Origin of the sequence: Dokdonia sp. Hel_I_53, from assembly GCF_007827465.1 — a bacterium.
GTDB lineage: Bacteria > Bacteroidota > Bacteroidia > Flavobacteriales > Flavobacteriaceae > Dokdonia.
Genome location: NZ_VISL01000001.1, coordinates 313,627 through 334,466, shown reverse-complemented (window position 1 = coordinate 334,466; position 20,840 = coordinate 313,627). Strand labels below are relative to the sequence as shown.

At 34.4% G+C, this 20,840-nt stretch carries 19 protein-coding genes; 5 read left to right on the top strand and 14 right to left on the bottom strand.

What is annotated here, in order from left to right; all coding sequences use genetic code 11:
- The first annotated feature begins 2 nt into the window (after positions 1-2).
- The 3 genes from OD90_RS01470 to OD90_RS01460 all read left to right on the top strand — a co-directional run bounded on the left by OD90_RS01470 (position 3) and on the right by OD90_RS01460 (position 2,926).
- The gene (locus tag OD90_RS01470) at positions 3-683 is read left to right on the top strand and encodes a DUF2490 domain-containing protein (protein WP_144665596.1); all 681 of its coding nucleotides are present in this window, start codon (positions 3-5) and stop codon (positions 681-683) included.
- Positions 684-864: 181 nt separating this feature from the next.
- On the top strand, positions 865-2,079 hold the full coding sequence (locus tag OD90_RS01465) for a bifunctional alpha/beta hydrolase/OsmC family protein (protein WP_144665594.1): 1,215 nt from the start codon (positions 865-867) through the stop codon (positions 2,077-2,079).
- Between the two features lie 265 nt (positions 2,080-2,344).
- Positions 2,345-2,926 carry a superoxide dismutase family protein gene (locus OD90_RS01460; RefSeq protein WP_144665592.1) on the top strand — a complete coding sequence of 194 codons (582 nt, stop codon included), beginning with the start codon at positions 2,345-2,347 and terminating at the stop codon, positions 2,924-2,926.
- Between the two features lie 77 nt (positions 2,927-3,003).
- Here the strand turns inward: OD90_RS01460 and OD90_RS01455 are convergent, their stop codons facing one another.
- From OD90_RS01455 to OD90_RS01440, 4 genes are all read right to left on the bottom strand, one after another.
- Positions 3,004-3,870 (bottom strand): N-acetylglucosamine kinase, encoded by an 867-nt coding sequence (locus OD90_RS01455; RefSeq protein WP_144665590.1) that lies wholly within the window; start codon positions 3,868-3,870, stop codon positions 3,004-3,006.
- A 99-nt stretch (positions 3,871-3,969) separates the two neighbouring features.
- Positions 3,970-4,971 carry a type I glyceraldehyde-3-phosphate dehydrogenase gene (gene gap, locus OD90_RS01450; protein ID WP_144665589.1) on the bottom strand — a complete coding sequence of 334 codons (1,002 nt, stop codon included), beginning with the start codon at positions 4,969-4,971 and terminating at the stop codon, positions 3,970-3,972.
- Between the two features lie 15 nt (positions 4,972-4,986).
- The gene (gene pfkA / locus OD90_RS01445; RefSeq protein ID WP_144665587.1) at positions 4,987-5,973 is read right to left on the bottom strand and encodes a 6-phosphofructokinase; all 987 of its coding nucleotides are present in this window, start codon (positions 5,971-5,973) and stop codon (positions 4,987-4,989) included.
- 238 nt (positions 5,974-6,211) lie between these two features.
- A complete protein-coding gene (locus OD90_RS01440; RefSeq protein WP_261374441.1) occupies positions 6,212-10,612 on the bottom strand; it encodes a translocation/assembly module TamB in 4,401 nt (1,466 codons plus the stop codon).
- Positions 10,613-10,684: 72 nt separating this feature from the next.
- Here OD90_RS01440 and tsaD point away from each other — a divergent pair, with 72 nt between their 5' ends.
- Positions 10,685-11,725 (top strand): tRNA (adenosine(37)-N6)-threonylcarbamoyltransferase complex transferase subunit TsaD, encoded by a 1,041-nt coding sequence (tsaD, locus tag OD90_RS01435; RefSeq protein WP_144665583.1) that lies wholly within the window; start codon positions 10,685-10,687, stop codon positions 11,723-11,725.
- 2 nt (positions 11,726-11,727) lie between these two features.
- Positions 11,728-12,432 carry a 16S rRNA (uracil(1498)-N(3))-methyltransferase gene (locus tag OD90_RS01430; RefSeq protein WP_144665581.1) on the top strand — a complete coding sequence of 235 codons (705 nt, stop codon included), beginning with the start codon at positions 11,728-11,730 and terminating at the stop codon, positions 12,430-12,432.
- Between the two features lie 127 nt (positions 12,433-12,559).
- Here the strand turns inward: OD90_RS01430 and OD90_RS01425 are convergent, their stop codons facing one another.
- The 10 genes from OD90_RS01425 to pyrR form a co-directional block, all read right to left on the bottom strand.
- Positions 12,560-13,210 (bottom strand): porin family protein, encoded by a 651-nt coding sequence (locus OD90_RS01425; protein ID WP_144665579.1) that lies wholly within the window; start codon positions 13,208-13,210, stop codon positions 12,560-12,562.
- Between the two features lie 171 nt (positions 13,211-13,381).
- The gene (locus OD90_RS01420) at positions 13,382-14,272 is read right to left on the bottom strand and encodes a Ppx/GppA phosphatase family protein (protein WP_144665577.1); all 891 of its coding nucleotides are present in this window, start codon (positions 14,270-14,272) and stop codon (positions 13,382-13,384) included.
- A gap of 3 nt (positions 14,273-14,275) precedes the next feature.
- Positions 14,276-16,342, bottom strand: coding sequence for a polyphosphate kinase 1 (gene ppk1 / locus OD90_RS01415; RefSeq protein ID WP_144665575.1), 2,067 nt, complete (start codon positions 16,340-16,342; stop codon positions 14,276-14,278).
- Complete coding sequence (locus tag OD90_RS01410; RefSeq protein ID WP_144665573.1) at positions 16,343-16,828, bottom strand: SixA phosphatase family protein; 486 nt, start codon at positions 16,826-16,828, stop codon at positions 16,343-16,345.
- Positions 16,829-16,830: 2 nt separating this feature from the next.
- Positions 16,831-17,475, bottom strand: coding sequence for a pyridoxamine 5'-phosphate oxidase (pdxH, locus tag OD90_RS01405; RefSeq protein ID WP_144665571.1), 645 nt, complete (start codon positions 17,473-17,475; stop codon positions 16,831-16,833).
- A 153-nt stretch (positions 17,476-17,628) separates the two neighbouring features.
- Complete coding sequence (locus OD90_RS01400) at positions 17,629-18,042, bottom strand: hypothetical protein (RefSeq protein WP_144665569.1); 414 nt, start codon at positions 18,040-18,042, stop codon at positions 17,629-17,631.
- A 14-nt stretch (positions 18,043-18,056) separates the two neighbouring features.
- Positions 18,057-18,974 (bottom strand): ribonuclease Z, encoded by a 918-nt coding sequence (locus OD90_RS01395; RefSeq protein ID WP_144665567.1) that lies wholly within the window; start codon positions 18,972-18,974, stop codon positions 18,057-18,059.
- A 7-nt stretch (positions 18,975-18,981) separates the two neighbouring features.
- Entirely contained in the window at positions 18,982-19,317 is a 336-nt protein-coding gene (locus tag OD90_RS01390; protein WP_144665565.1) for a ribonuclease Z, read from the bottom strand.
- 2 nt (positions 19,318-19,319) lie between these two features.
- The gene (locus tag OD90_RS01385; protein ID WP_144665563.1) at positions 19,320-20,249 is read right to left on the bottom strand and encodes an aspartate carbamoyltransferase catalytic subunit; all 930 of its coding nucleotides are present in this window, start codon (positions 20,247-20,249) and stop codon (positions 19,320-19,322) included.
- Positions 20,250-20,254: 5 nt separating this feature from the next.
- Entirely contained in the window at positions 20,255-20,794 is a 540-nt protein-coding gene (gene pyrR / locus OD90_RS01380) for a bifunctional pyr operon transcriptional regulator/uracil phosphoribosyltransferase PyrR (RefSeq protein WP_144665561.1), read from the bottom strand.
- Positions 20,795-20,840 lie beyond the last annotated feature (46 nt).

Here is a 20,840-nt window from a genome sequence, read left to right as displayed (position 1 = left end):
TTATGTTTTTAAGAAAGTATATTACATTTATTATATTAGGTATAACTTTAAGTATAAGTGCACAAAATCGCGGAGAAGACAAGCTTGGGTCTTGGGCTATGTTATTTACTCAGAATCAAATTTCTGAGAAATTGAGTATCCATGCAGAAGCACAATATAGAACTTATGAGTTTGGTGACAATTTCAATCAGTTATTATTACGTACAGCGTTAAATTACCATATCTCGGAGAAAGCAATGGTATCATTTGGCTATGGACATATCACCACAGATGGAACTTTTGAAGAACCGCAGGATGAAAAAAATAGTACAGAAAACAGAATTTATGAGCAATTTGTCCTCAAAAATAATCTTGGGAAATTTAATTTTAGTCACAGATACAGATTAGAACAGCGTTTTGTAGACAACCCAGCTGCTGGAAAATCAACATTGCACAGAGCTCGTTATTTTTTACGAGTCACGTATCCACTTAGCAAGACCTGGTTCATCACTGCTTATGATGAAGTCTTTATAAACTTGCAAAATGAGTTTTTTGGTCAGAATCGATTGTATGGAGCTTTAGGATACACCTTCAACCCGCAACTAAGTCTACAGGTAGGTTATTTAAAAAATGATTTTTCTGTAGATACTTATGATCGTTTTCAAGTAGGTTTGTTTGTAAAGACAGATCTAAAAAAGAAATAAAATACTACATAGAAAAAGGTATAACCTTTTGATAGCTACTTTTTTTTGTTTTATTACGCTTTCGCGAAAGCGTAATTATCTATGTGTAACACAAACTAAGCCTTAAATAATAGGTATTCTAAAGTTTAGTCTTTGTCAAAATTAATTACTTTCAAAAAAGTCCTTTTAATAAATAACAATTATGAGATCTAGTAAAATAAATTTTACAAATGCCAAAGGAGAAGTACTTTCTGGTAGATTAGACCTCCCAGCAGATCAGGATCCTCACAATTTTGCCATTTTTGCACATTGTTTTACATGTACTAAAGATTTTAGTGCAGTACGCAATGTGAGCAGAGCTCTTGCTTCTGAAGGTTTTGGAGTACTCAGATTTGACTTTACAGGGCTTGGAGATAGTGACGGGGATTTTGCAGATACTAACTTTTCAAGCAATGTTAAAGATCTTATTTCGGCTGCTTCATTCCTATCTACACACTATAAAGCTCCTTCCCTACTCGTAGGGCACTCGCTAGGAGGTGCGGCAGTAATTTTTGCTGGTAGCGAAATTGAGACTGTAAAAGCTATTGCAACTATAGGTGCACCTAGCAACCCACAGCATGTTCAAAAACAACTAGGTGAAAGTCTTGAGATTATAAAAGAAGACGGTAAGGCAAATGTGAGGCTGGCAGGAAGAAATTTTACATTTAAAAAACAGTTTATAGATGATTTGAGAGAAAGCTCCTGTGTTGAGGCTGTTTCTAATTTACATAAAGCATTACTTATTTTCCATTCTCCTCAAGATGCAACCGTTTCAATTAAAAATGCCGAAGAAATCTATCATGCAGCACATCATCCTAAAAGCTTCGTAACACTAGATGGGACTGAGCATCTTCTAATAAACAAAGAAAGTGCTGCTTATGTAGGAAAAGTAGTCGCTGGCTGGGCTGCGCGATATATCAACACTCCTATAGAACAAAATATAAAATCTACGCATCAAGTAGTTGCTAGTTTAGATCATGAGGATAGTTTTTCTACTCAACTAAAATTAGGTAATCATTACTTGAAAGCAGATGAGCCTGTTCGTGTAGGTGGTAATGATTACGGCCCTACACCTTACGAACTTCTCGCTGGAAGTTTGGCCTCATGTACTGCCATGACCATCCAGATGTACGCAAAACGTAAAGGCTGGGAGATTGAAAATGTAGAAGTACATACTAGCTACAATAGAAGTCACGCCCGGGATTGTGATAATTGTGATGGAGATCAAATGGCAAAAATTGATACCTTCACGAGAGAAATAAAGATCACTTCTGCACTTAATGAAAAACAGCTGGAACGTATTCTGGAAATTTCCGATAAATGCCCAGTTCATAAAACATTAATTACTCAGACACAAATCTTTACAAAGCTTATTTAGCTGAATACTAAGTGCTTTTAATAGCCATTAAAACAAATTTTCCAATCATGCTTTCGCGAAAGCGTACATTATTTTCTTACGGCCTCAAGCTGTCAGAAACTGATAAAGTTGTTTAACAAAAATTATGTAGTTCGATAAACAAGCATTGTATATCAAGTAAGTTACATACTTATTTATATAAAGCTTTCATAAAGAAGCCTTCATTTTATAATAAGGTTTTTATCTTAGACCTAATAATAAGTACTAACCAAAAAAACAATAAATTATGAAAACGAATTATCTAGCCTTAGCGATAATTGCAACGATAAGCTTAGGAAGTTGTAAAAATGATAAAAAAGAAGTTGAAACTAAAGAAGACGTTGAAGTTATTGAAGTTGTGGAAGAAGTTCAAATGGACCGAAAAGCTGCACTTAAATTAACTTCAAAAAGTAATAGTAATGCATCTGGAAGTGTTGTCTTTAAGGAAGAAGATGGTATGGTAAAGATGACTGCTGTTTTAGGTGGTCTTTCTGAAGGAACACACGCTATACACATACATGAAAATGCAGATTGTTCTAGTGAAGATGGGAAATCTACTGGAGGGCACTGGAATCCTACTGCTCAACCTCATGGAAAGTGGAATGCTACATCTGGTTTTCATAAAGGAGACATCGGTAATTTTGAAGCTGACGAAAACGGAAACGGAACGATTACTATGTCTACCGATGAATGGTGTATAGGTTGCGAGGATGTAACTAAGAATATTTTAGGAAAGGCCATTATCGTACACCAAGGCGTTGATGATTTTACTTCACAACCTAGTGGAGCTGCTGGAGCAAGAATAGCTTGTGGAGGAATTATAGAATAGTAAATTATAGACTACTTCAAAAAAACATAAAGCCACACTCAATAGTGTGGCTTTTAAATTACTTATAATTAATCAGGCTATTTTGATATAATAAATTCTCTGTGATATTTCACAAGGCCATCAATAGGTCTTTTTAAGATAGTGCCAGATGTAAGTTCAAAAGATGATAAAACTTCTTTAAGTTCTTTTTGCAAATAAAATCCTATAGAACCTACAAAGTGAATGGGTATTTCTTTTGCATTAGGAAACTGCATTACCACTTGATGCTCTATAAAAAGTGTTAAACCCTTTCTAATAAGCTTTTGCATATAAGGCTCATCTTTATTTTCAATAAGAAAGCGAGCAAAGGTTGCTAAGTACGTATTGGGATTAGGGTGTTTATATAATTGATTTTTAATATTCTCAGAACTCAAATCGTATTCAGTCTCAAATTTTTGTGCTAAGATTTGTGGAATTTTCCCAAATTTATAATCACGTATGAGTTGGCGACCAAAGTAATTACCACTTGCATCATCCATAATTATATAGCCTAAGGATTTTACTTTTTGCTCTAGTATTTCTCCGTTAAAGTAACTACAATTTGAACCTGTACCCAATATACAAATTACACTTTTACGCCCTTTTATGGCAGTAGCATACAAGGCTGCATAAGTGTCTTCTTTTATAGTAACTTCTTGTGCATTAGAAAACACCTCTTCAAAAACTTCTTTTATAAGTGATCGAGGCTTTTCAACTCCACAACCAGCACCATAAAAATAAAGTCCACTAACTTCTGAACTGTGTTTTGATAAATCAAAATTATTTACAATACGTTCTCGTATGATTTCTTGGGATAAAACCTGAGGATTGAGACCCAAGGTTTGCGTTTGGAAGAGATGTTTACCATCATCAGAAAGGGCAATCCAATCCGTCTTGGTAGATCCGCTATCTACTACTAAGATCATAAGTTTAAAAATTGTAGTAAAGAAGTTGCTTTCGCAAAAATTTAATAACCATTCTCCAACAGGTACGGCTAAATTTTTTGCAAAAGCGTCTCTCTTCTATTATAAAGAATTAACTTTTTCTGCTAAATCCACTAGCTTATTTGAATACCCAAATTCATTATCATACCATGATACTAGTTTGAAAAACTTTGAATTAAGCTCAATAGATGCACCTGCATCGAAAATGCTTGTTCGGTCATCACTCACAAAATCTTGAGATACGACACCCTCTTCTGTGTAACCTAAAATACCTTTCATTGAAGTCTCTGAAGTCTTTTTAAAAGCAGCTTTAATTTCCTCTAAGCTTGTCTCTCTTTGAGTACGAACAGTCAAGTCTACTACAGAAACATCTACTGTAGGCACTCTGAACGCCATACCTGTTAATTTACCATCTACCGCTGGCAATACTTTACCCACTGCTTTTGCGGCTCCTGTTGAGGCGGGAATGATATTAACTAAAGCGCTACGTCCAGCACGGTAATCTTTTTTCGAAGGGCCATCTACCGTTAACTGAGTGGCTGTAGTGGCGTGAATTGTTGTCATCAGGCCTTCTTCAAGACCCCAATTATCTTCAACAACCTTTGCTAATGGCGCAAGACAATTTGTAGTACAAGAAGCATTAGAAACAATAGTATGGTCTGCAGTGAGTTTGCTATCATTTACACCCATCACAAACATAGGTGCATCCTTAGAGGGTGCCGAAATTACCACCTTTTTTGCACCTGCTTGTAGGTGATAATCTGCTGTGTCTAATGTCGTAAAAATACCTGTACATTCTGCTACTACATCTGCTCCAACATCATCCCACTTAAGGTTTTTAGGATCTTTTTCTGAGGTAATTCTAATTTTCTTACCATCTACTACTAAATGTCCGTCCTCTACCTCTACAGTTCCATCAAAGCGGCCGTGTACTGAATCATACTTTAATAAATATGCAAGATGCTCTACATCTAACAAATCATTTATAGCAACAACATCTACATTAGCTCGCTTTACAGTTGCTCTAAATACAATACGCCCTATACGTCCAAAACCATTAATTCCTAATTTCAAATTTGCCATCTTACCTCTATTTAATTATGTGGTCATGATTTCTGACACACGGATTAATTCTTTATTAATTTTACTCTTTCCTTTTATAGCTTCTCTAAGTGGAGTGAGAGACATCTTATCGTGTATGGTCCCTACCATATAGTTACTTTTACCAGCTAGCAAAGATTCTACTGCTTTTACTCCCATACGACTAGCTAATACCCTATCATAACAACTGGGGGAGCCTCCACGTTGCATATGTCCTAATACTGACACGCGAACATCATATTCTTCTAAATTTTCATCTACATAATCTTTGAGCTCAAAAACTGACTTACCTATTTTGTCGCCTTCTGCTACAACGACAATACTGGAAGTTTTTCCACTCGTTTTTGAGCGTTCTAGGGACTCAACAAGACGTTCTATACCCATGTCTTCTTCTGGAATTAAAATCTCCTCTGCTCCTGCCCCTACACCAGCATGTAGTGCAATATGCCCTACATCTCGACCCATTACTTCAACAAAAAAAAGTCGGTCATGTGAGTGGGCAGTATCTCGAATTTTATCGATTGCTTCCACAGCAGTATTAAGTGCTGTATCGTAACCTAGTGTACGGTCCGTACCAGATATATCATTATCTATAGTTCCAGGAATACCTATGACTGGAAACTTAAACTCTGCATTGAAGCAAAGTGCTCCAGTGAATGTGCCATCTCCTCCTATGACCACGAGTGCATCAACACCTGCTTGCGTAAGCTTACTGTGTGCTATCTTCCGCCCCTCCTCAGTACGAAAGCGATTACTACGTGCAGATTTAAGAAATGTACCTCCCTTATTGATGATCCCTCGTACACTTCTTGCATCAAGCTCCACAAAATCACCATCCATCATTCCCTCATATCCTCTGTAAATCCCTAGACACTGAATCTTATGATATGCACATGTACGTACTACAGATCTTACCGCAGCATTCATTCCTGGAGAATCTCCTCCAGATGTCATTACTGCAATTTTCTTAATATTATTAGCCATAAATAAGTAATCGAAACTAAATTTACCAAACTTAGGCTGGAAATATCAAGGAATCACATTGTTTTTTGAAGCATTGTGAATTTCAAACGTTTTCGGTTGAAAAGTTTTTAGTTTTCTTGATTCTGATTGTGGAAAAATTAAAAACCTGCGCTTTCGCGAAAGCATAACGCAATCTCAAAACGCTATTCTGTTATAATAGATAATGGTTAAAATATAATCGTTTGCTGTTTAGAGGTAATTAATTGAACTGAACACCATCTGGAGCAATTTTAGGGACGTCATTTTCTCCTCTAGCCTGTTCAACAGCCTCTCTTGCTTTACCCTTAAAGATTTTTCGAAGTAATTCTTTAAAAGTATTAAAGTCTACTGCGTAAGAAAGACCTATTCCTTGTGTATAACCTTCTGTCTCTCCTATAAATTGTATGTCTGTCTGACGGTTAAATACTTTTGCTCTAAGCGTACCATCCTCATTGAGTAGAAAATCAATTTCTACATCCCCTACAATCACGCTTTCACTAATACCCCCTGTAGGCACCCCTACTTTGCCATTGATTAATACTCTATTTGTGATTTGTGTAGATAAGGTAAACCCAACTCTACCTGCCGATTGAATATTTGCAGTAGGATCCCTCTCTGCCTGAACCAAATCTACACCTACATCAAAAATACTATCATCATCATTAAACAGTATTCCAGATAATATACTCGAGGTAGTTTCTAAAAGGTTATTTACAGCTGCAGTGGCTGTATTTACTCTTGCAGTACTTAAAAAAGCTCCTTGAGATACCAAGGAAATTGCATTGAGCTCCTTTGCATTACGATCTTGCAGTAAAAATTCTAATTCTGAGGTAACTGTACTACCCGCTCCAGGAAACTCTATATCAAATTGAATATCTGGTTTTAAAAGTTGACCAGTAACATTAATAATGACATCAACCGGAATCTTACGGTTTACCGTAGAAGTTTCTAATAAAGTAGACGGATTTGCTTGAGTTCGATAGATGGCACTCACATCTAGTAATGCTTTTGCTGGATCTCCGTCCCAGCGTATGTTACCGTCTTGCTGTAAGATAAAATCTTTTGTAACAAATCCACCATATCTGAAATTGAAGACTCCTTGAGTGGCAATAAAATCCCCGTTCATAATGAACTTTCCATTAGTATCTAATTGTATAAGTAGCGTTCCTACTCCCTTTCCTTTTAAGGTGCTTCCATTTACTTTATCTACAACCACCTCGACCTCTGCATCTGGATCAATATCTAAGTCAAAATTTACTGACAACCCCTTAATTGACTCTGCCAGCACAGCTTCTCCATTAATTTTTGCTTCTTTTTCTTCTGGGCTTAAAAACTTAATATAAGAGTTATCGCCTAGAGATTCACTGTCATTCAAAGGTATCTTAAATACAGTACCACGTGCAGTTTCTCCAAATACATCAATAACTAGATTATCTGTAGGTCCTTTAATAAAAGCTTCTCCTTCTAAATAAGCAGTTCCATAATAAAGAGACTCTAGCTCTTCTTCGGTATCTAAGACAAGAAGTCTTTCTGTACTCACATCAAGATCAAGTTTCCATTCTTTAAATGATTTATGGCTTATTGTACCGTTTAAAGTTCCAAGTGTTTTATATTTTACATCCTCTAGTTGGATACGCTCAAATATAAATTCTTGTTTACTGAGTTGCACAATAGAGCTCCCTTTAAAATCATAATTAACATTTAGGTAGGGAATACTTAAGCCTGCATTTTCAAGAGCTAATTGTCCATTTATATCTGGATTTCTATAATCTCCACTGACCAAAGCTTCACCACTAGCAAAACCTCTAATATTATCAATTACACCTTTGCCTAAAGGATTAAATGGGCTTAAGTCAATATCCTTAAGACCTACTTCCATATTAATAATAGGGTAACTTCCAGAAGCATCAATCATCCCGTCTGCAGTAAGTGATTCTATACCTTTCCTTACAAGTTTAGACTCTATCTCATATTGCGAGAGTGTAGCATTACCTTTTGCATTAAAGTCAAGGTCACCTAAAACAGTTTCATTAATAGAAAAATTACCTACTGTCAGAGAAGATTCAGGAAAATAGGCCCCGTTTTTTTGAAGTATATCTAACTCTCCATTTATGCGCCCCCCTAAATTGATACTATCAATCTCAGGTGTTACTTTGCCTAAGTCTACATTTTTAAAAGAAGCTTTTATGTCTTTATATGTACTATCTCTTAAAGTACCTCTTAAATCTATACGCTCATCTTTATGACTTAAAACTAATGTTTGTATATCAATGTCTTTAAAGTTATTGTCAAAAATGACATTGTTTTTAGCGTCATTATCCTCATTAATATACCAAGGGCTATTCTTAAAAATAATCTGAGATTTTTTAAAACCTAGAACAGAATTACCATCTTCATTAATTGTATGATATAAAGAAAGATCATAAGCGTCATCATTGCGTTTTCCTCCCTTAAATTCTGACCTCATAAATAAAGTATCTTTTAGGGTCACATTAATCAAGTTAAAATCTGACACTGCATAAAATCCAGCATTCAAACTATCTGCAGCTATATAGGTATTAAAAAGTGGGTTCTTATTATCTACTCTCACTTCTATAGCCTGAGCCATGTAACCAAAAGCATTTATTTGTGGTGATTTGAAAGTAAGTTTAAATTGAGAATCATTTGAAACAACACTTCCTCTAATAATGGTTTCTGGTTCAAACTGTACATCTGGAATAAAAACTTCGATTATCTTATTGTTTATCGTAAAATCGAAATCCATAAATTGATCCTTTGTAAGAATCTCTGGTTGATAGTTTGTATATAAACTGCCAATAGCATTTTTAAAAAGTGGAACTACCTCATTAAATTTAAAAATACCACTCAGTTCTCCATTAATGATATCTGAGGAATTGATACTTATAGTTCTTACATTTTTAGAATCAAAGCTAGATGTTATTGCAAAATCTTTAAATGAATATGTTCTAGTATCGTTTTGATAACTACCGTCTTGAAAGGAAATTCTTCCGAAAGCATCATTAATTGTCGTTCCCTTTAAATCAACAACCACATTCCCTTTAAGTATAGCTACATTGTCTTTTATAAAACCTAAGACTGAAAGGTCAACGTAGTCTAGCTGAGCTTCTACGTCAAAGCTATTAATGGCATCAGATATATCGATAAGCCCAGTTATTTTTCCCTTTGCATTTGAATCTTCTAAAATTATCTCACCGTCAAATACAGGTGCTTTTAAATTTCCAAAAACCGTTATGTCTCTATAATTATAATTGTTGTAAATAATTTTTGAGATAGTTCCAGATAGTTTTGTATTGAGCCTATCTTGTATAAAACCACTTCCTTCAATATCTAAATCAAGAGAGGTAATTCCTAATTTTCTATTATTAAAAAGTCTGCCCACATTAAAATCAGTAAGCTGGATGTTACCCCTATAACCTGCGTCTACCACATTTTTCAAGCTTGACAAAAAGAGATCAACTTTTGCTTCTCCAATATCTGTTTGGAAATATCCATCAACATCAATTTCATTTTGTGTAATATAATTAATGCCTCGATAGGAAATAGTACCTAATTTTGCCATTTCTGGAGGTAAGGAACTTAGCACCTCTGGTAGCAGATTTTTGAGGTCAAAGTAATTGGTTTGTAGCCTACTAAAACTTCCCTCTATTTCAATATCACCACCCTTCACAAGTCCTTGAAAACGCACATCGCCTCTTACTCTAGAATTACCTAATCCATTTATAGCAAGATTGGGCACTCTAAAGTTATTCAATGATCCCTTAACGTTCCCAGTTAAATTAAAATTCAAATTGGGACCTATTTTATCATAGAATGGACGAATATCATTTGAAGATACATTTGCTTTCGCGAAAGCGGCCTCTACCTCAACCAATGTATTAAAGTCATCTAATGCGCCGTCTGAGGTGTCCATTGTAATGGTGCCCTCAATTTCAGAATAATCTGTAGTTAAAATAAAGTCTGTTAAAGAGATCAAATCTGGATCATAATGAAAAAGTCCATCAACAGATCTTACTTGGTATCCGCGTACAGCATCAAAGGTTAATTCTTGTATGTGTGCATCTAAAGTTTCGTTTTTTAAATAAAAGTCTTCCCATTTAGTTTCTAAATTTCTATAATCCAAAGCTAATGGAGTATCAAGAGTTTCACTAGTGTATGTAAAATGACCATTGTTGATTGTAATCTCATCAGATGATATGACTACATCTTTAGTACGTTTTCTTCCTGTAGAGAATTTCCGAGAGAAAATTGAAAGATTATCTGAAGTATCCCCTTTATATTTTACTAGATAGAAAGAAACTCCATCAAGTGCTACATCTCCTAGCTCTAAAGTACCATTTAAAATATTGCGAATACTAAAAACACTCGTAGCGAGCTCACGAGCGTATATCATTGTGTCTTTTTTATGGTCTTTTATAAGTGTTCCTTTGATGAGAACATCTCCATTCCATTTTAGTCCCACTTTCTCTAATTGTATATCTGTACCATAAGTTGCGTTAATACGTTTAGTCGCATTTTTTGCAATGCTCGTTTGAACACTTGGTATAGATAAAATAATAAGCAAAAACCCAAAAAGCAACACTAACACCAATAGTGTACGCAATGCTATTTTTTTAAATTTCTTGATAAGGCTTAATGTTTTAACTTTGTAGGCTTATTGCAATGGTTGTGCCTAATGGATACTGATTTAAATAAATGTTATATTCTCGCTATAGAATCATCCTGTGATGATACTGCAGCTGCGGTCTTACTCAACGACAAGGTACTCTCAAATGTTGTTGCAAACCAAGAGATTCATCAAGAATATGGAGGGGTTGTTCCAGAACTTGCTTCCCGTGCACATCAACAAAATATTGTTCCTGTAGTTACCGCTGCTTTACGCAAGGCAAATATCGATAAAAAACAACTAAGTGCGGTAGCTTATACTAGTGGTCCGGGTCTTTTAGGTTCTTTACTTGTAGGTACCTCCTTTGCAAAATCTTTTGCAATGGGATTAAATATTCCTCTTATTGATGTCAACCATATGCAAGCCCATATATTAGCACATTTTATAGACGAAGAAGGGTATACAAAACCTAGTTTTCCTTTTCTTGGAGTGACAATTTCTGGAGGTCACACGCAAATTGTAAAAGTAAATAACTACTTTGAAATGCAAGTTATAGGAGAGACCATAGATGATGCGGTAGGTGAGGCTTATGATAAAAGCGCAAAATTATTAGGACTTCCCTATCCAGGAGGCCCCTTAATTGATAAATATGCAACAACTGGTAACCCTAAAGCCTTCCCTTTTACGATACCTAATGTACCAGAGCTGAATTTCAGTTTCAGCGGATTGAAAACACAAATTATGTACTTTATTCAAAAGGAAGTTGAGAATAATCCAAAGTTTGTGGAGGAAAATCTTGAAGACATTTGCGCGTCCATACAACATACGATTGTTACTATTTTAATGAAAAAGATTAAAAAGGCAGTTCTACAAACGGATATCTCTCAAATTGCTATAGGTGGAGGTGTATCTGCAAATAGTGGTATTAGAGAAGCATTAAAAAACAGTCAATCTTCTTATGGCTGGCAAACATATTTACCAAAATTTGAATACACTACAGACAATGCAGCAATGATAGGTATTGTAGGATACTTAAAATACCAACTTCTTAGTGAGACTACACGTTATCAAAATACTGAAACGGGAGCTCAATCGCGTTTAAAAATTTAAGTATGCAACTATTTTATAGCGACTCACTTACAACTAAGAGTACATCTTATACATTACCTAAGGATGAAAGTAAACATGTTATACGTGTTTTACGTAAATCAGAAGGAGATATTATTCATCTCACAAACGGTAACGGGTTTCTATTTGAAGCTATTGTTGAGGATACAAACCCCAATAAGTGTAAGCTTACATTAATTTCTCATACGTATCAACAACCACGTGATTATAGCTTACACCTAGCAGTAGCTCCCACAAAGCTTCACGATCGTTTTGAATGGTTTCTTGAAAAAGCTACGGAGATTGGTATTTCAGAAATTACTCCTATACTTTGTGATCATAGTGAGCGTAAGGTTATAAAAGAAGATAGATATCGTAAGATCCTTCAAAGTGCTATGAAACAATCACTTCATTATCATTTACCAGTCTTAAATAGTCTGACTTCTTTTAGAACGTTTGTTGATGGTTTAAATAGCAAGAATTCGTTAATTGCGCATTGTGAGGAGACCGAAAAAAAATCGATTAAAGACTTCATTAAGCCTCATACATCATATACAATTTTGATAGGACCAGAAGGTGATTTTTCTATTGATGAAATTAGCTATACGTTACAAAAAGGGATCCAACCTATCACATTAGGCAATACCAGACTGCGCACAGAAACAGCAGCAATTGCCGCCTGCCAGAGTGTTGCTTTTGTTAATTATTAGAACTTATTTTAATTAAATATACTAGGGAGTTTTATGCTTTCGCGAAAGCGATCTAAATCTAATAATGGTTAAATGAAAGAATACGTTCTAACTTAATTTATAATATACCCATCATAGTACGTTGCAATTATTGCAACCTATAGCCTAAACTTAATGTGATATATTGATTTGTACCAGTATTATTAATCAAATAATTATCTGTATTTGATTGATTACCATTACCTACACCCTCTTCAATATAAGGCAATACCACTTCTGAGTTATCTTCAAAAACCTCAAGAAATCCTTTTGTGAATCTAGCCTCTATAAATATACTCTCATTAAAATAATAGCCTAAACTCCCAAATGCAGAAAAATCTAAAGACTTGAAATTTTCTGATTGGTCTGAGAAAGATATTTTTAAACCTGCTTGAGGCCCTGCTATCACATAGAAGTTATTAAAATCTATTTTAAAACCTAATGGTATCTGCAAATAATCATAACGTACACCCTCAAATTTATTACCTTGAGGAGAAAAAACAAATTCTGGTTGAAAACTGAATTTATTAGACAGGTCTATATCTGCAAAAAATGCTGCAGTAAGACCAAATCTTCCATCATCTACTGAACTAAATGGTTCTATAGCAGCTTCTCCCATTTTATTTAAAACTTCATACTCATAACCGCTAATTTGACTATAATTAGCTCCCATTTTAAAACCAAATCTTACTCCTTGAGCACATAACTGTGTAGAACACACAACAGAAAAAAGAAGTGTACATAATAATAATCCCCTCATAACTAAATAATTAAATAATATTGATCAAAATTTTTAAATAAATTTAAAAACATCTTATATAATAATAGTTGAATTTATAGAATAACACTTGTAATTTACAACAAGTAACCTTTTAATTGTTCTTTCATTAAAACATTGACCTACAGAAATACTAAATGTTTACTATATAATCTAACTAGTTACTTGATATAAGCGTCTAATTATTCCGTCTGACAACCCTATTTTAGGGACAATAATTTGCTTTCCCTTAGATGTTTTCATCGCTTGTAAATAAATCCTAATGGCAGGTATAATTACATCTGCACGGTCTGGATTCAATGACAACTTAACAATACGTTCTTCATAACTCATCTCATTAAGCTCTTTATATAATTGGGTGAGATACAAAAAGGATAGTGTCTTACCTGGCTTTTTAGAACTTAACTTAAATACTTTATTTATATTTCCTCCAGAACCTATAAGATCTATGTGAGGATAGACCAATGTATGTTCTACAATCCATTTTTTAAAAAGATCCCAATCTTCTGAGGCGACAAGATCATTTAATAATCTCACAGTACCTATTTTGAAAGACTTCGACGCTACTATTTTACCCATGTGATATATGGTAAGCTCTGTGCTTCCGCCACCTACATCAACATATAAATAAGTACGATCTTCCTTTATAAATGTTTTTAAGTCTGTAGTTGCTATAATTGCTGCTTCTTCTACTCCATCAATAATATCGATTGCGATACTGGTTTCTTTTTTTACAGCTTTTGCGAAAGCAAAACCATTTGAAGCATCTCGCATTGCGCTTGTAGCACAAGCGCGATATTTTACCACCTGATGTGCATTCATTAATAATCTAAAGGCTTTCATGGCATCTATCATTCTTCCTTGATTTACTTCTGATATTTCACCATTGATAAATACATCTTCTCCCAATCGAATAGGTACTCGTACTAATGCATTTTTTCGGAAAAGTGTCGGATACCCTGGTTGTTCTATTACATTTGCTATAAGCAAACGAATAGCATTAGACCCTATATCTATAGCTGCATACTTTGTAATGGAAAGCATAAACTAAGATTTTTTTAATTTCTCAACATAGTAATCGTATGCAGCAAATTGAGATCTTACTTTAGGATTATCATCTCTCTTATAACGATTATCCATGCTTTTATTTAATATACGAGCCTTTACATTATCGTTCCAAGAGATGGTATGTGTGTCGATAATCTCTTGTTTTACATCTTTATCATAAATAGGCACAGATACTTCAACACGGCTATCTAGATTACGACTCATCCAGTCTGAAGATGATATAAATACTTTCTCTGTTCCTTCTTCTCCAAAAATATACACCCGTGGATGTTCTAAAAACTTATCTATTATACTTATGACCTCAATGTTTTCACTTAAACCCTTTACACCAGGGATCAAGCAACATACCCCCCGCACTATCATTTGTATTTTTACTCCAGCAGCACTGGCTTCATATAATTTATCTATGATTTGATAATTTGAAATACTATTGAGCTTGAGTCTTATAAGTCCATTTCCCCCACTTCTTGAAATAATCATTTGCTCCGTGATAAGCTTGTACATTTTATCACGAGAATAATGTGGGGAGACTACGAGGTGCTTATATTTATTAACTACATAATTTGCATCAAAGAAATTAAAAAGTTTACTAAGATCTTTGAGGATTTCTTTATCTGCTGTAAATAGTGTGTAATCGGTATATATTCTTGCTGTAGAGTGGTTAAAATTTCCCGTACTTATAAACCCGTATCTTTTTATTTTATCATCTTCTTCTCTTTCTATAACACACACTTTACTGTGTACTTTTAGACCAGGAACTCCAAAAATTAAACGTACACCTTCATTTTGCATCTTTTTTGCATAGCGCATATTAGATTCTTCATCAAATCGAGCACGCAATTCTATTTGAACTGTAACTTCCTTACCATTTTGTGCCGCATTAATAAGTGCGCTAGCGATACTAGAAATCTTAGCCAGACGATATATAGTAATTTTTATAGATCTTACTTTGGGGTCTAATGCTGCCTCTCTTAAAAATTTTATAGTGTATGAAAAGCTTTGATAAGGCGTGTATTGCAAAAAGTCTTTTTGAGCTACCTTAGAAAACAGACTGTCTTCTAATGATATCCCAGATATGGGAAGTGGCTTTACATTTTCATAATAGAGTTCTTTACGCCCTAATGTAGGGAAATTCATATAATCCTTACGATTGTGGTATTTTCCACCTGGAATAATACTATCTATTCGTTCTATACCTAATTTTTTAAGTAAAAAATCAAGTGTTTTTTTCTCAATAGTTTTATCATAAACAAAACGTACTGGCTCGCCATCTTCCCTACCTTTGACACTTCTGGTTAATTTCTCTAAAAAACTTTTTCCTAAATCTGACTCAATATCCAGCTCTGCATCTCGCGTAATCTTAATCATATGTGCAGTAATACTCGAATAGTCAAATATATTGAAGATTGTATCTAGGTTATATCGTATCAAGTCATCTAGAATCATAATGTAGTTCTTACCATCTACTTTTGGTAATACTATAAAACGATCTACACTACTTGGTATTTCAAGTAAAGCATACAGTGGTTTTTCAGAATCTTTCAAAACCATTTTTACCATTAAGTACGCATCTAGATCTTGAATACGCGGTAATGATACATCCTCACGTAGGATTATTGTTTCTACCGCTAAGGCAACTTGCTCTGCAAAGAAGGTTTTTATGAAATCTTTATGTTCATCAAGCACTACAGTAGTTTCGTCAACCATATAGATGTTTTCCTCTTGTAGCTTTAGATAGATATCATCTAATATTTTGAGACTTTCTGTTTGTTGGTTAATGACTATCTCTGTAATTTTCTCTAAAAGCTCCTCTGCAGAGTATACACCTAAAGCCTTTCTTCCTCTCTTTCCTGCATCTACAATCCTACGTACAGTAGCATACCGTACTCTAAAAAACTCATCAAGATTATTAGAAAAAATACCTAAAAATCGAAACCGTTCTATGAGCGGTACTGTTTCATCTGCTGCTTCTTGAAGCACTCGAGCGTTAAATTGTAACCAGCTTAATTCTCGGTTAATATATCTATTTTCATCTGTTGATGTCATCTATCTTAATTCTTTTGGAGTTTTACTATAGATCGTTTTTCCTGGTTTTAAATCTTTCCAAGAGTCTATAGAAAATTCTAATGCTGTAAATCCAGCAGTGGGAACATTATCTACTTGTTTACTTCCGTATGTATTCACAAAGTTTGTTATTGCATTATTGTGCCCGAACATCATCACATGATTATATGCATCATCACACGCTTTTATCACCTCAACTAAATCCATTCCCGCAAAATCATACATTTTATGATTGAGAATAATAGCTGTATCTGAGATATTATAGGCTTGTGCAAAAAAAACAGCTGTAGTTCTTGCTCTTAAGGCATCACTAGACATAATTACATCTGGTTTCTGCATGACCGATGCAACATGAGAAGCAACCTTAGGTGCATCAGAAAGACCTCTTTCATTTAAAGGTCTTTCATGATCAATAACATCAAATTTCCAACTAGATTTTGCGTGTCTTACTAAATAAAGTGTTTTCATATTTAAGGGGCGAGACGTTCTTTAATCCATAAATTATTTTCTTTGTGATACCTTATCCTATCATGTAGTCTATTAGGTCTTCCTTGCCAAAATTCTATAGATACAGGTTCTATTAAATACCCTCCCCAATGTTTAGGGCGTGGAATTTCCTTATCCTTATAAGTTTCTTGAAGTTTGTCCATCTTATCTTCAAGTACCTTACGATTTTTTATGATACTGCTTTGATCAGAAACTAAAGCTCCTAATTTACTTTGTTCTGGTCGTGAGTTGAAATAAGCATCAGACCTTTCGGCATCCGTTTTTGAAACTACCCCCTTTACAATTACTTGACGTTCTAAATTAGGCCAGAAGAATGAAAGACCAATTTGTATATGGTGTGCGATACTATCACCCTTCTCACTTACATAATTTGTATAAAATACAAATCCATGATGATCATACTCTTTGAGTAAAACAATTCTAGACTTAACATAGCCGTCACGGCCTAATGTGGCTACGGTCATTGCATTAGGTTCTGCGACGCCTCCAGCTTCCTCAACTTCCTTAAACCACAAGGCAAATTGATCCATAGGATGTGTTGTTGTGTTTTCAACTAGCAACTCTCCTTTTTGATAAGATTTTCTGTAATCATGTAAGTCCCTGTTCATTCTAGCTAATGTACGAAGACGAATATGAAGATAAAAGAAACTCACCACAAGTGAGTCTTAAAAAATTCTAAAATATATTGTTCTGCAAGGGTTTATTAGTGCAACTATGAAAATACGGTATAGATTTTTTGCTTTCGCGAAAGCGATCTTCACCTATTTTTTCATGAATCCTTTCTTTATTAAAAGTTTCCTAACTGAGTCATTGTGCTTACGAATACGTGTAAACTCCTCATATGACATGTCATCATCTTCAAGAGCTGCAGCACCAAATTGACCTTCAAAATTCTCTAACATTTCTGTTTGATCTGTTGAGATATTATATCTCCTATGCTCAGTATATCCATCTGCGTCTAAGAAGTACTCACAAATATATTGATCTTCAAAAAGAACTATTTTAAAAGAAATACTTATGTTATCTTTTACAGAAGTTGACCCGTAGGTTTTGTGCACTTTTTTTAATCTAACATCTGGATTTACCAAAAACAAATTGCGAGGTATCAATCTATCAAAATGCTCTTGTAAACGTCCTAATATAGGTTTTGCAATTCTTTTTATTTCTTCTTCCATTGGAGCTTTTTTTTCTAAAATGTAAAGGTCTTACCGTCATCTGTCAAATGTACATTATCAAAAAATGGACTTGCTTCTTCTAAAAACAAATTTAGGTCACCATAACGTATGCTATAATGTCCCAAAAGCAAGTGACCTACATTTGCCTGTGCAGCAATTTGTGCTGCTTGAGCCGCTGTACTATGACCTGTAGGTTTACATAAGTTTATATGACTATTTAAAAATGTACTTTCATGATATAGAGCCGTTACTTCTTTTATTTGTCTAACTATCTCTTCTTTATAAGCTGTGTCGCTACAGTAAGCATAGCTCTTAGGAGGTGGAGGATCATACGTGATCTCTCTATTATTAATGATCGTTCCATCCTCTAGCGTAATATTTCCTCCTTGTTTTATTTTTGAATAATAAACTTTATCTATTTCTAAATTGAGACAAGCGTTAATATTCAAGGTACGCTCGCCTTCCTTTTCACGAAATAAAAAACCATTAGTATATACCCGATGTTTAAGTGGGATGGTTGTTACTGTTACCTTTTCGTCCTCAAAAAGTAATTCAGGCTCTTTGTTGTCTAATTCCCTAAACTGTAAAGGATAGCTCGTAAATCCTTTTGTGAGTTTAAGTTGCAATAAAACTATTTCTTTGATTCCTTTAGGACCATATATTGTAAGTGGTGCGGTACGTTTTAGTAGACTAAAGGTGGTAACTATCCCCATTAACCCAAAAAAATGATCACCATGCAAATGAGAAATAAAGATATGTTTTATGCGGGCAAACTTAATTTTGTTTTTACGCAAAGCAACTTGAGTTCCCTCACCGCAATCTATTAGAAATAGATGATTCCTAATTTCTAACACTTGAGAAGTAGGGTTTTTAAAACTTCCAGGTGCTGCTGCATAACAACCTAAAATAGTAACGTGTAGATTGCTAGCCATTGTAAAATTATAAACCGAGATCTCGCTCTATCTCTTCCATTTCAATCACATCTATTGCTTCTTGTATTGTAGGAACCACAACCATTTCATCAGGAATAAAATCGTAATTGATATTTTTATTAACAATCACAAATGATTTTTTATCTGCTCGCTGGTAGTTAGAGAGTTTTAAGAATGCAATTAATTGCTCTAAAGACAGATCTTCATATTTTAATAAATCAATTATTAAGTTATATTGATCATAATGTTTAGGCACTATAAACTCTAAATGTGTTGCAAAATCTGCTACGCTACCACGATCGTCTGCTAAGATCGTATACTTATCTTTTGAGGTAATCTTCATTTTTATTGTTTAATTTTTGATGCTAATAGATATATCACAGCCATTCTTACAGCTACACCATTTTGGACTTGATCTAAAATGATTGCGTGTTCTGAATCTGCCACATCACTTGTGATTTCGACCCCCCTATTAATGGGCCCTGGGTGCATGATAACAATCTCCTTATCTAAGGATTCTAAAATTTCTTTAGTAACGCCATACTGTTGTGTGTACTCTCTGGTAGAAGGAAAATAACTAATATCCATTCGTTCATTCTGTACCCGCAACATATTTGCTACATCACACCACTCTAGAGCTTTACGTAAGTTAAGCTCTACCTCAACTCCTAGCGATTCTATATATTTTGGAAGTAAGGTTTTTGGACCACACACTTTTACATTTGCTCCTTGAAGTTTTAAGGCATAAATGTTTGATAAAGCAACCCTACTATGTAAAATATCGCCTACAATAACCACATTTTTACCTGCTACATCACCTAACTTTTCTCTTATAGAATAACTATCTAGTAATGCTTGTGTAGGGTGTTCGTGGGCGCCATCTCCAGCATTTACAATGCTGGCTTTTATGTGTTTTGACAAAAATACACCCGCTCCTGGATTAGGGTGGCGCATTACAACCATATCCACCTTCATGGATAAGATATTATTAACCGTATCAATAAGAGTCTCTCCTTTTTTTACTGAAGAAGCTGCTGCACTAAAGTTTATTACATCTGCACTTAATCTTTTTTCGGCAAGCTCAAAAGAAAGTTTAGTACGGGTACTATTTTCAAAAAAAAGATTTGCGATGGTAATATCACGTAAGGAAGGAACCTTTTTAATAGGTCTATTGATCACCTCTTTAAAGTGATCTGCAGTTTTAAAAATAAGATCAATATCTGCTTCATTAATATATTTTATCCCTAGCAAATGATTGACACTTAACTCGCTCATATTAATTAACTTTTAACTAGATAAACAGTGTCTTCTCCTTCATTTTCCATCCAGCAAACTTTTACTTTTTCATCATTAATTGCATCTACCTGTCGCCCTTTATAATCAGGCTGAATAGGTAAATGTCTAGAAAAACGTCTATCAATTAGACATAGTAACTCAACTTCTAGAGGCCTTCCAAAACTTTGTACTGCAGTAAGAGCAGCATTAATACTTCTTCCTGTATACAATACATCATCTATAAATACAACTTTTTTATTTTCTACAATAAAGTCAATTTTAGTTTTATTTGCTTCTAAAGTTTTTTCATTACGCCTAAAATCATCTCTATAAAATGTAATATCGAGATACCCCAGTTTTACGTCATCAATCCTGTATTCTGAAACAAGTAATTGTTTCATACGTTCTGCTAGATATACTCCACGGGGTTGTATGCCTATGAGAACTGTTTCCTTAAAATCAGTATGATTTTCTATTAATTGACAAGCCAGCCGATTGAGAATAATGGTAATCTCTGTAGCATTAAGAAGTACTTTTTGGCTCATAGAAGTTCCGAGGTGTGTTCGGGATACAAATGTACATAATTTAGAT

What these genes read in the sequence shown, in the direction of transcription:
- OD90_RS01455 (WP_144665590.1), bottom strand. Translation starts at nt 3,870, where the DNA reads ATGATCTTAGTAGTAGATAGCGGATCTACCAAGACGGATTGGATTGCC.
- ppk1 (WP_144665575.1), bottom strand. Translation starts at nt 16,342, where the DNA reads ATGACATCAACAGATGAAAATAGATATATTAACCGAGAATTAAGCTGG.
- OD90_RS01425 (WP_144665579.1), bottom strand. Translation starts at nt 13,210, where the DNA reads ATGAGGGGATTATTATTATGTACACTTCTTTTTTCTGTTGTGTGTTCT.
- OD90_RS01460 (WP_144665592.1), top strand. Translation starts at nt 2,345, where the DNA reads ATGAAAACGAATTATCTAGCCTTAGCGATAATTGCAACGATAAGCTTA.
- OD90_RS01400 (WP_144665569.1), bottom strand. Translation starts at nt 18,042, where the DNA reads ATGGAAGAAGAAATAAAAAGAATTGCAAAACCTATATTAGGACGTTTA.
- OD90_RS01430 (WP_144665581.1), top strand. Translation starts at nt 11,728, where the DNA reads ATGCAACTATTTTATAGCGACTCACTTACAACTAAGAGTACATCTTAT.
- OD90_RS01470 (WP_144665596.1), top strand. Translation starts at nt 3, where the DNA reads ATGTTTTTAAGAAAGTATATTACATTTATTATATTAGGTATAACTTTA.
- OD90_RS01410 (WP_144665573.1), bottom strand. Translation starts at nt 16,828, where the DNA reads ATGAAAACACTTTATTTAGTAAGACACGCAAAATCTAGTTGGAAATTT.
- tsaD (WP_144665583.1), top strand. Translation starts at nt 10,685, where the DNA reads ATGGATACTGATTTAAATAAATGTTATATTCTCGCTATAGAATCATCC.
- OD90_RS01385 (WP_144665563.1), bottom strand. Translation starts at nt 20,249, where the DNA reads ATGAGCGAGTTAAGTGTCAATCATTTGCTAGGGATAAAATATATTAAT.
- OD90_RS01390 (WP_144665565.1), bottom strand. Translation starts at nt 19,317, where the DNA reads ATGAAGATTACCTCAAAAGATAAGTATACGATCTTAGCAGACGATCGT.
- pdxH (WP_144665571.1), bottom strand. Translation starts at nt 17,475, where the DNA reads ATGAACAGGGACTTACATGATTACAGAAAATCTTATCAAAAAGGAGAG.
- gap (WP_144665589.1), bottom strand. Translation starts at nt 4,971, where the DNA reads ATGGCAAATTTGAAATTAGGAATTAATGGTTTTGGACGTATAGGGCGT.
- pyrR (WP_144665561.1), bottom strand. Translation starts at nt 20,794, where the DNA reads ATGAGCCAAAAAGTACTTCTTAATGCTACAGAGATTACCATTATTCTC.
- OD90_RS01395 (WP_144665567.1), bottom strand. Translation starts at nt 18,974, where the DNA reads ATGGCTAGCAATCTACACGTTACTATTTTAGGTTGTTATGCAGCAGCA.
- pfkA (WP_144665587.1), bottom strand. Translation starts at nt 5,973, where the DNA reads ATGGCTAATAATATTAAGAAAATTGCAGTAATGACATCTGGAGGAGAT.
- OD90_RS01420 (WP_144665577.1), bottom strand. Translation starts at nt 14,272, where the DNA reads ATGCTTTCCATTACAAAGTATGCAGCTATAGATATAGGGTCTAATGCT.
- OD90_RS01465 (WP_144665594.1), top strand. Translation starts at nt 865, where the DNA reads ATGAGATCTAGTAAAATAAATTTTACAAATGCCAAAGGAGAAGTACTT.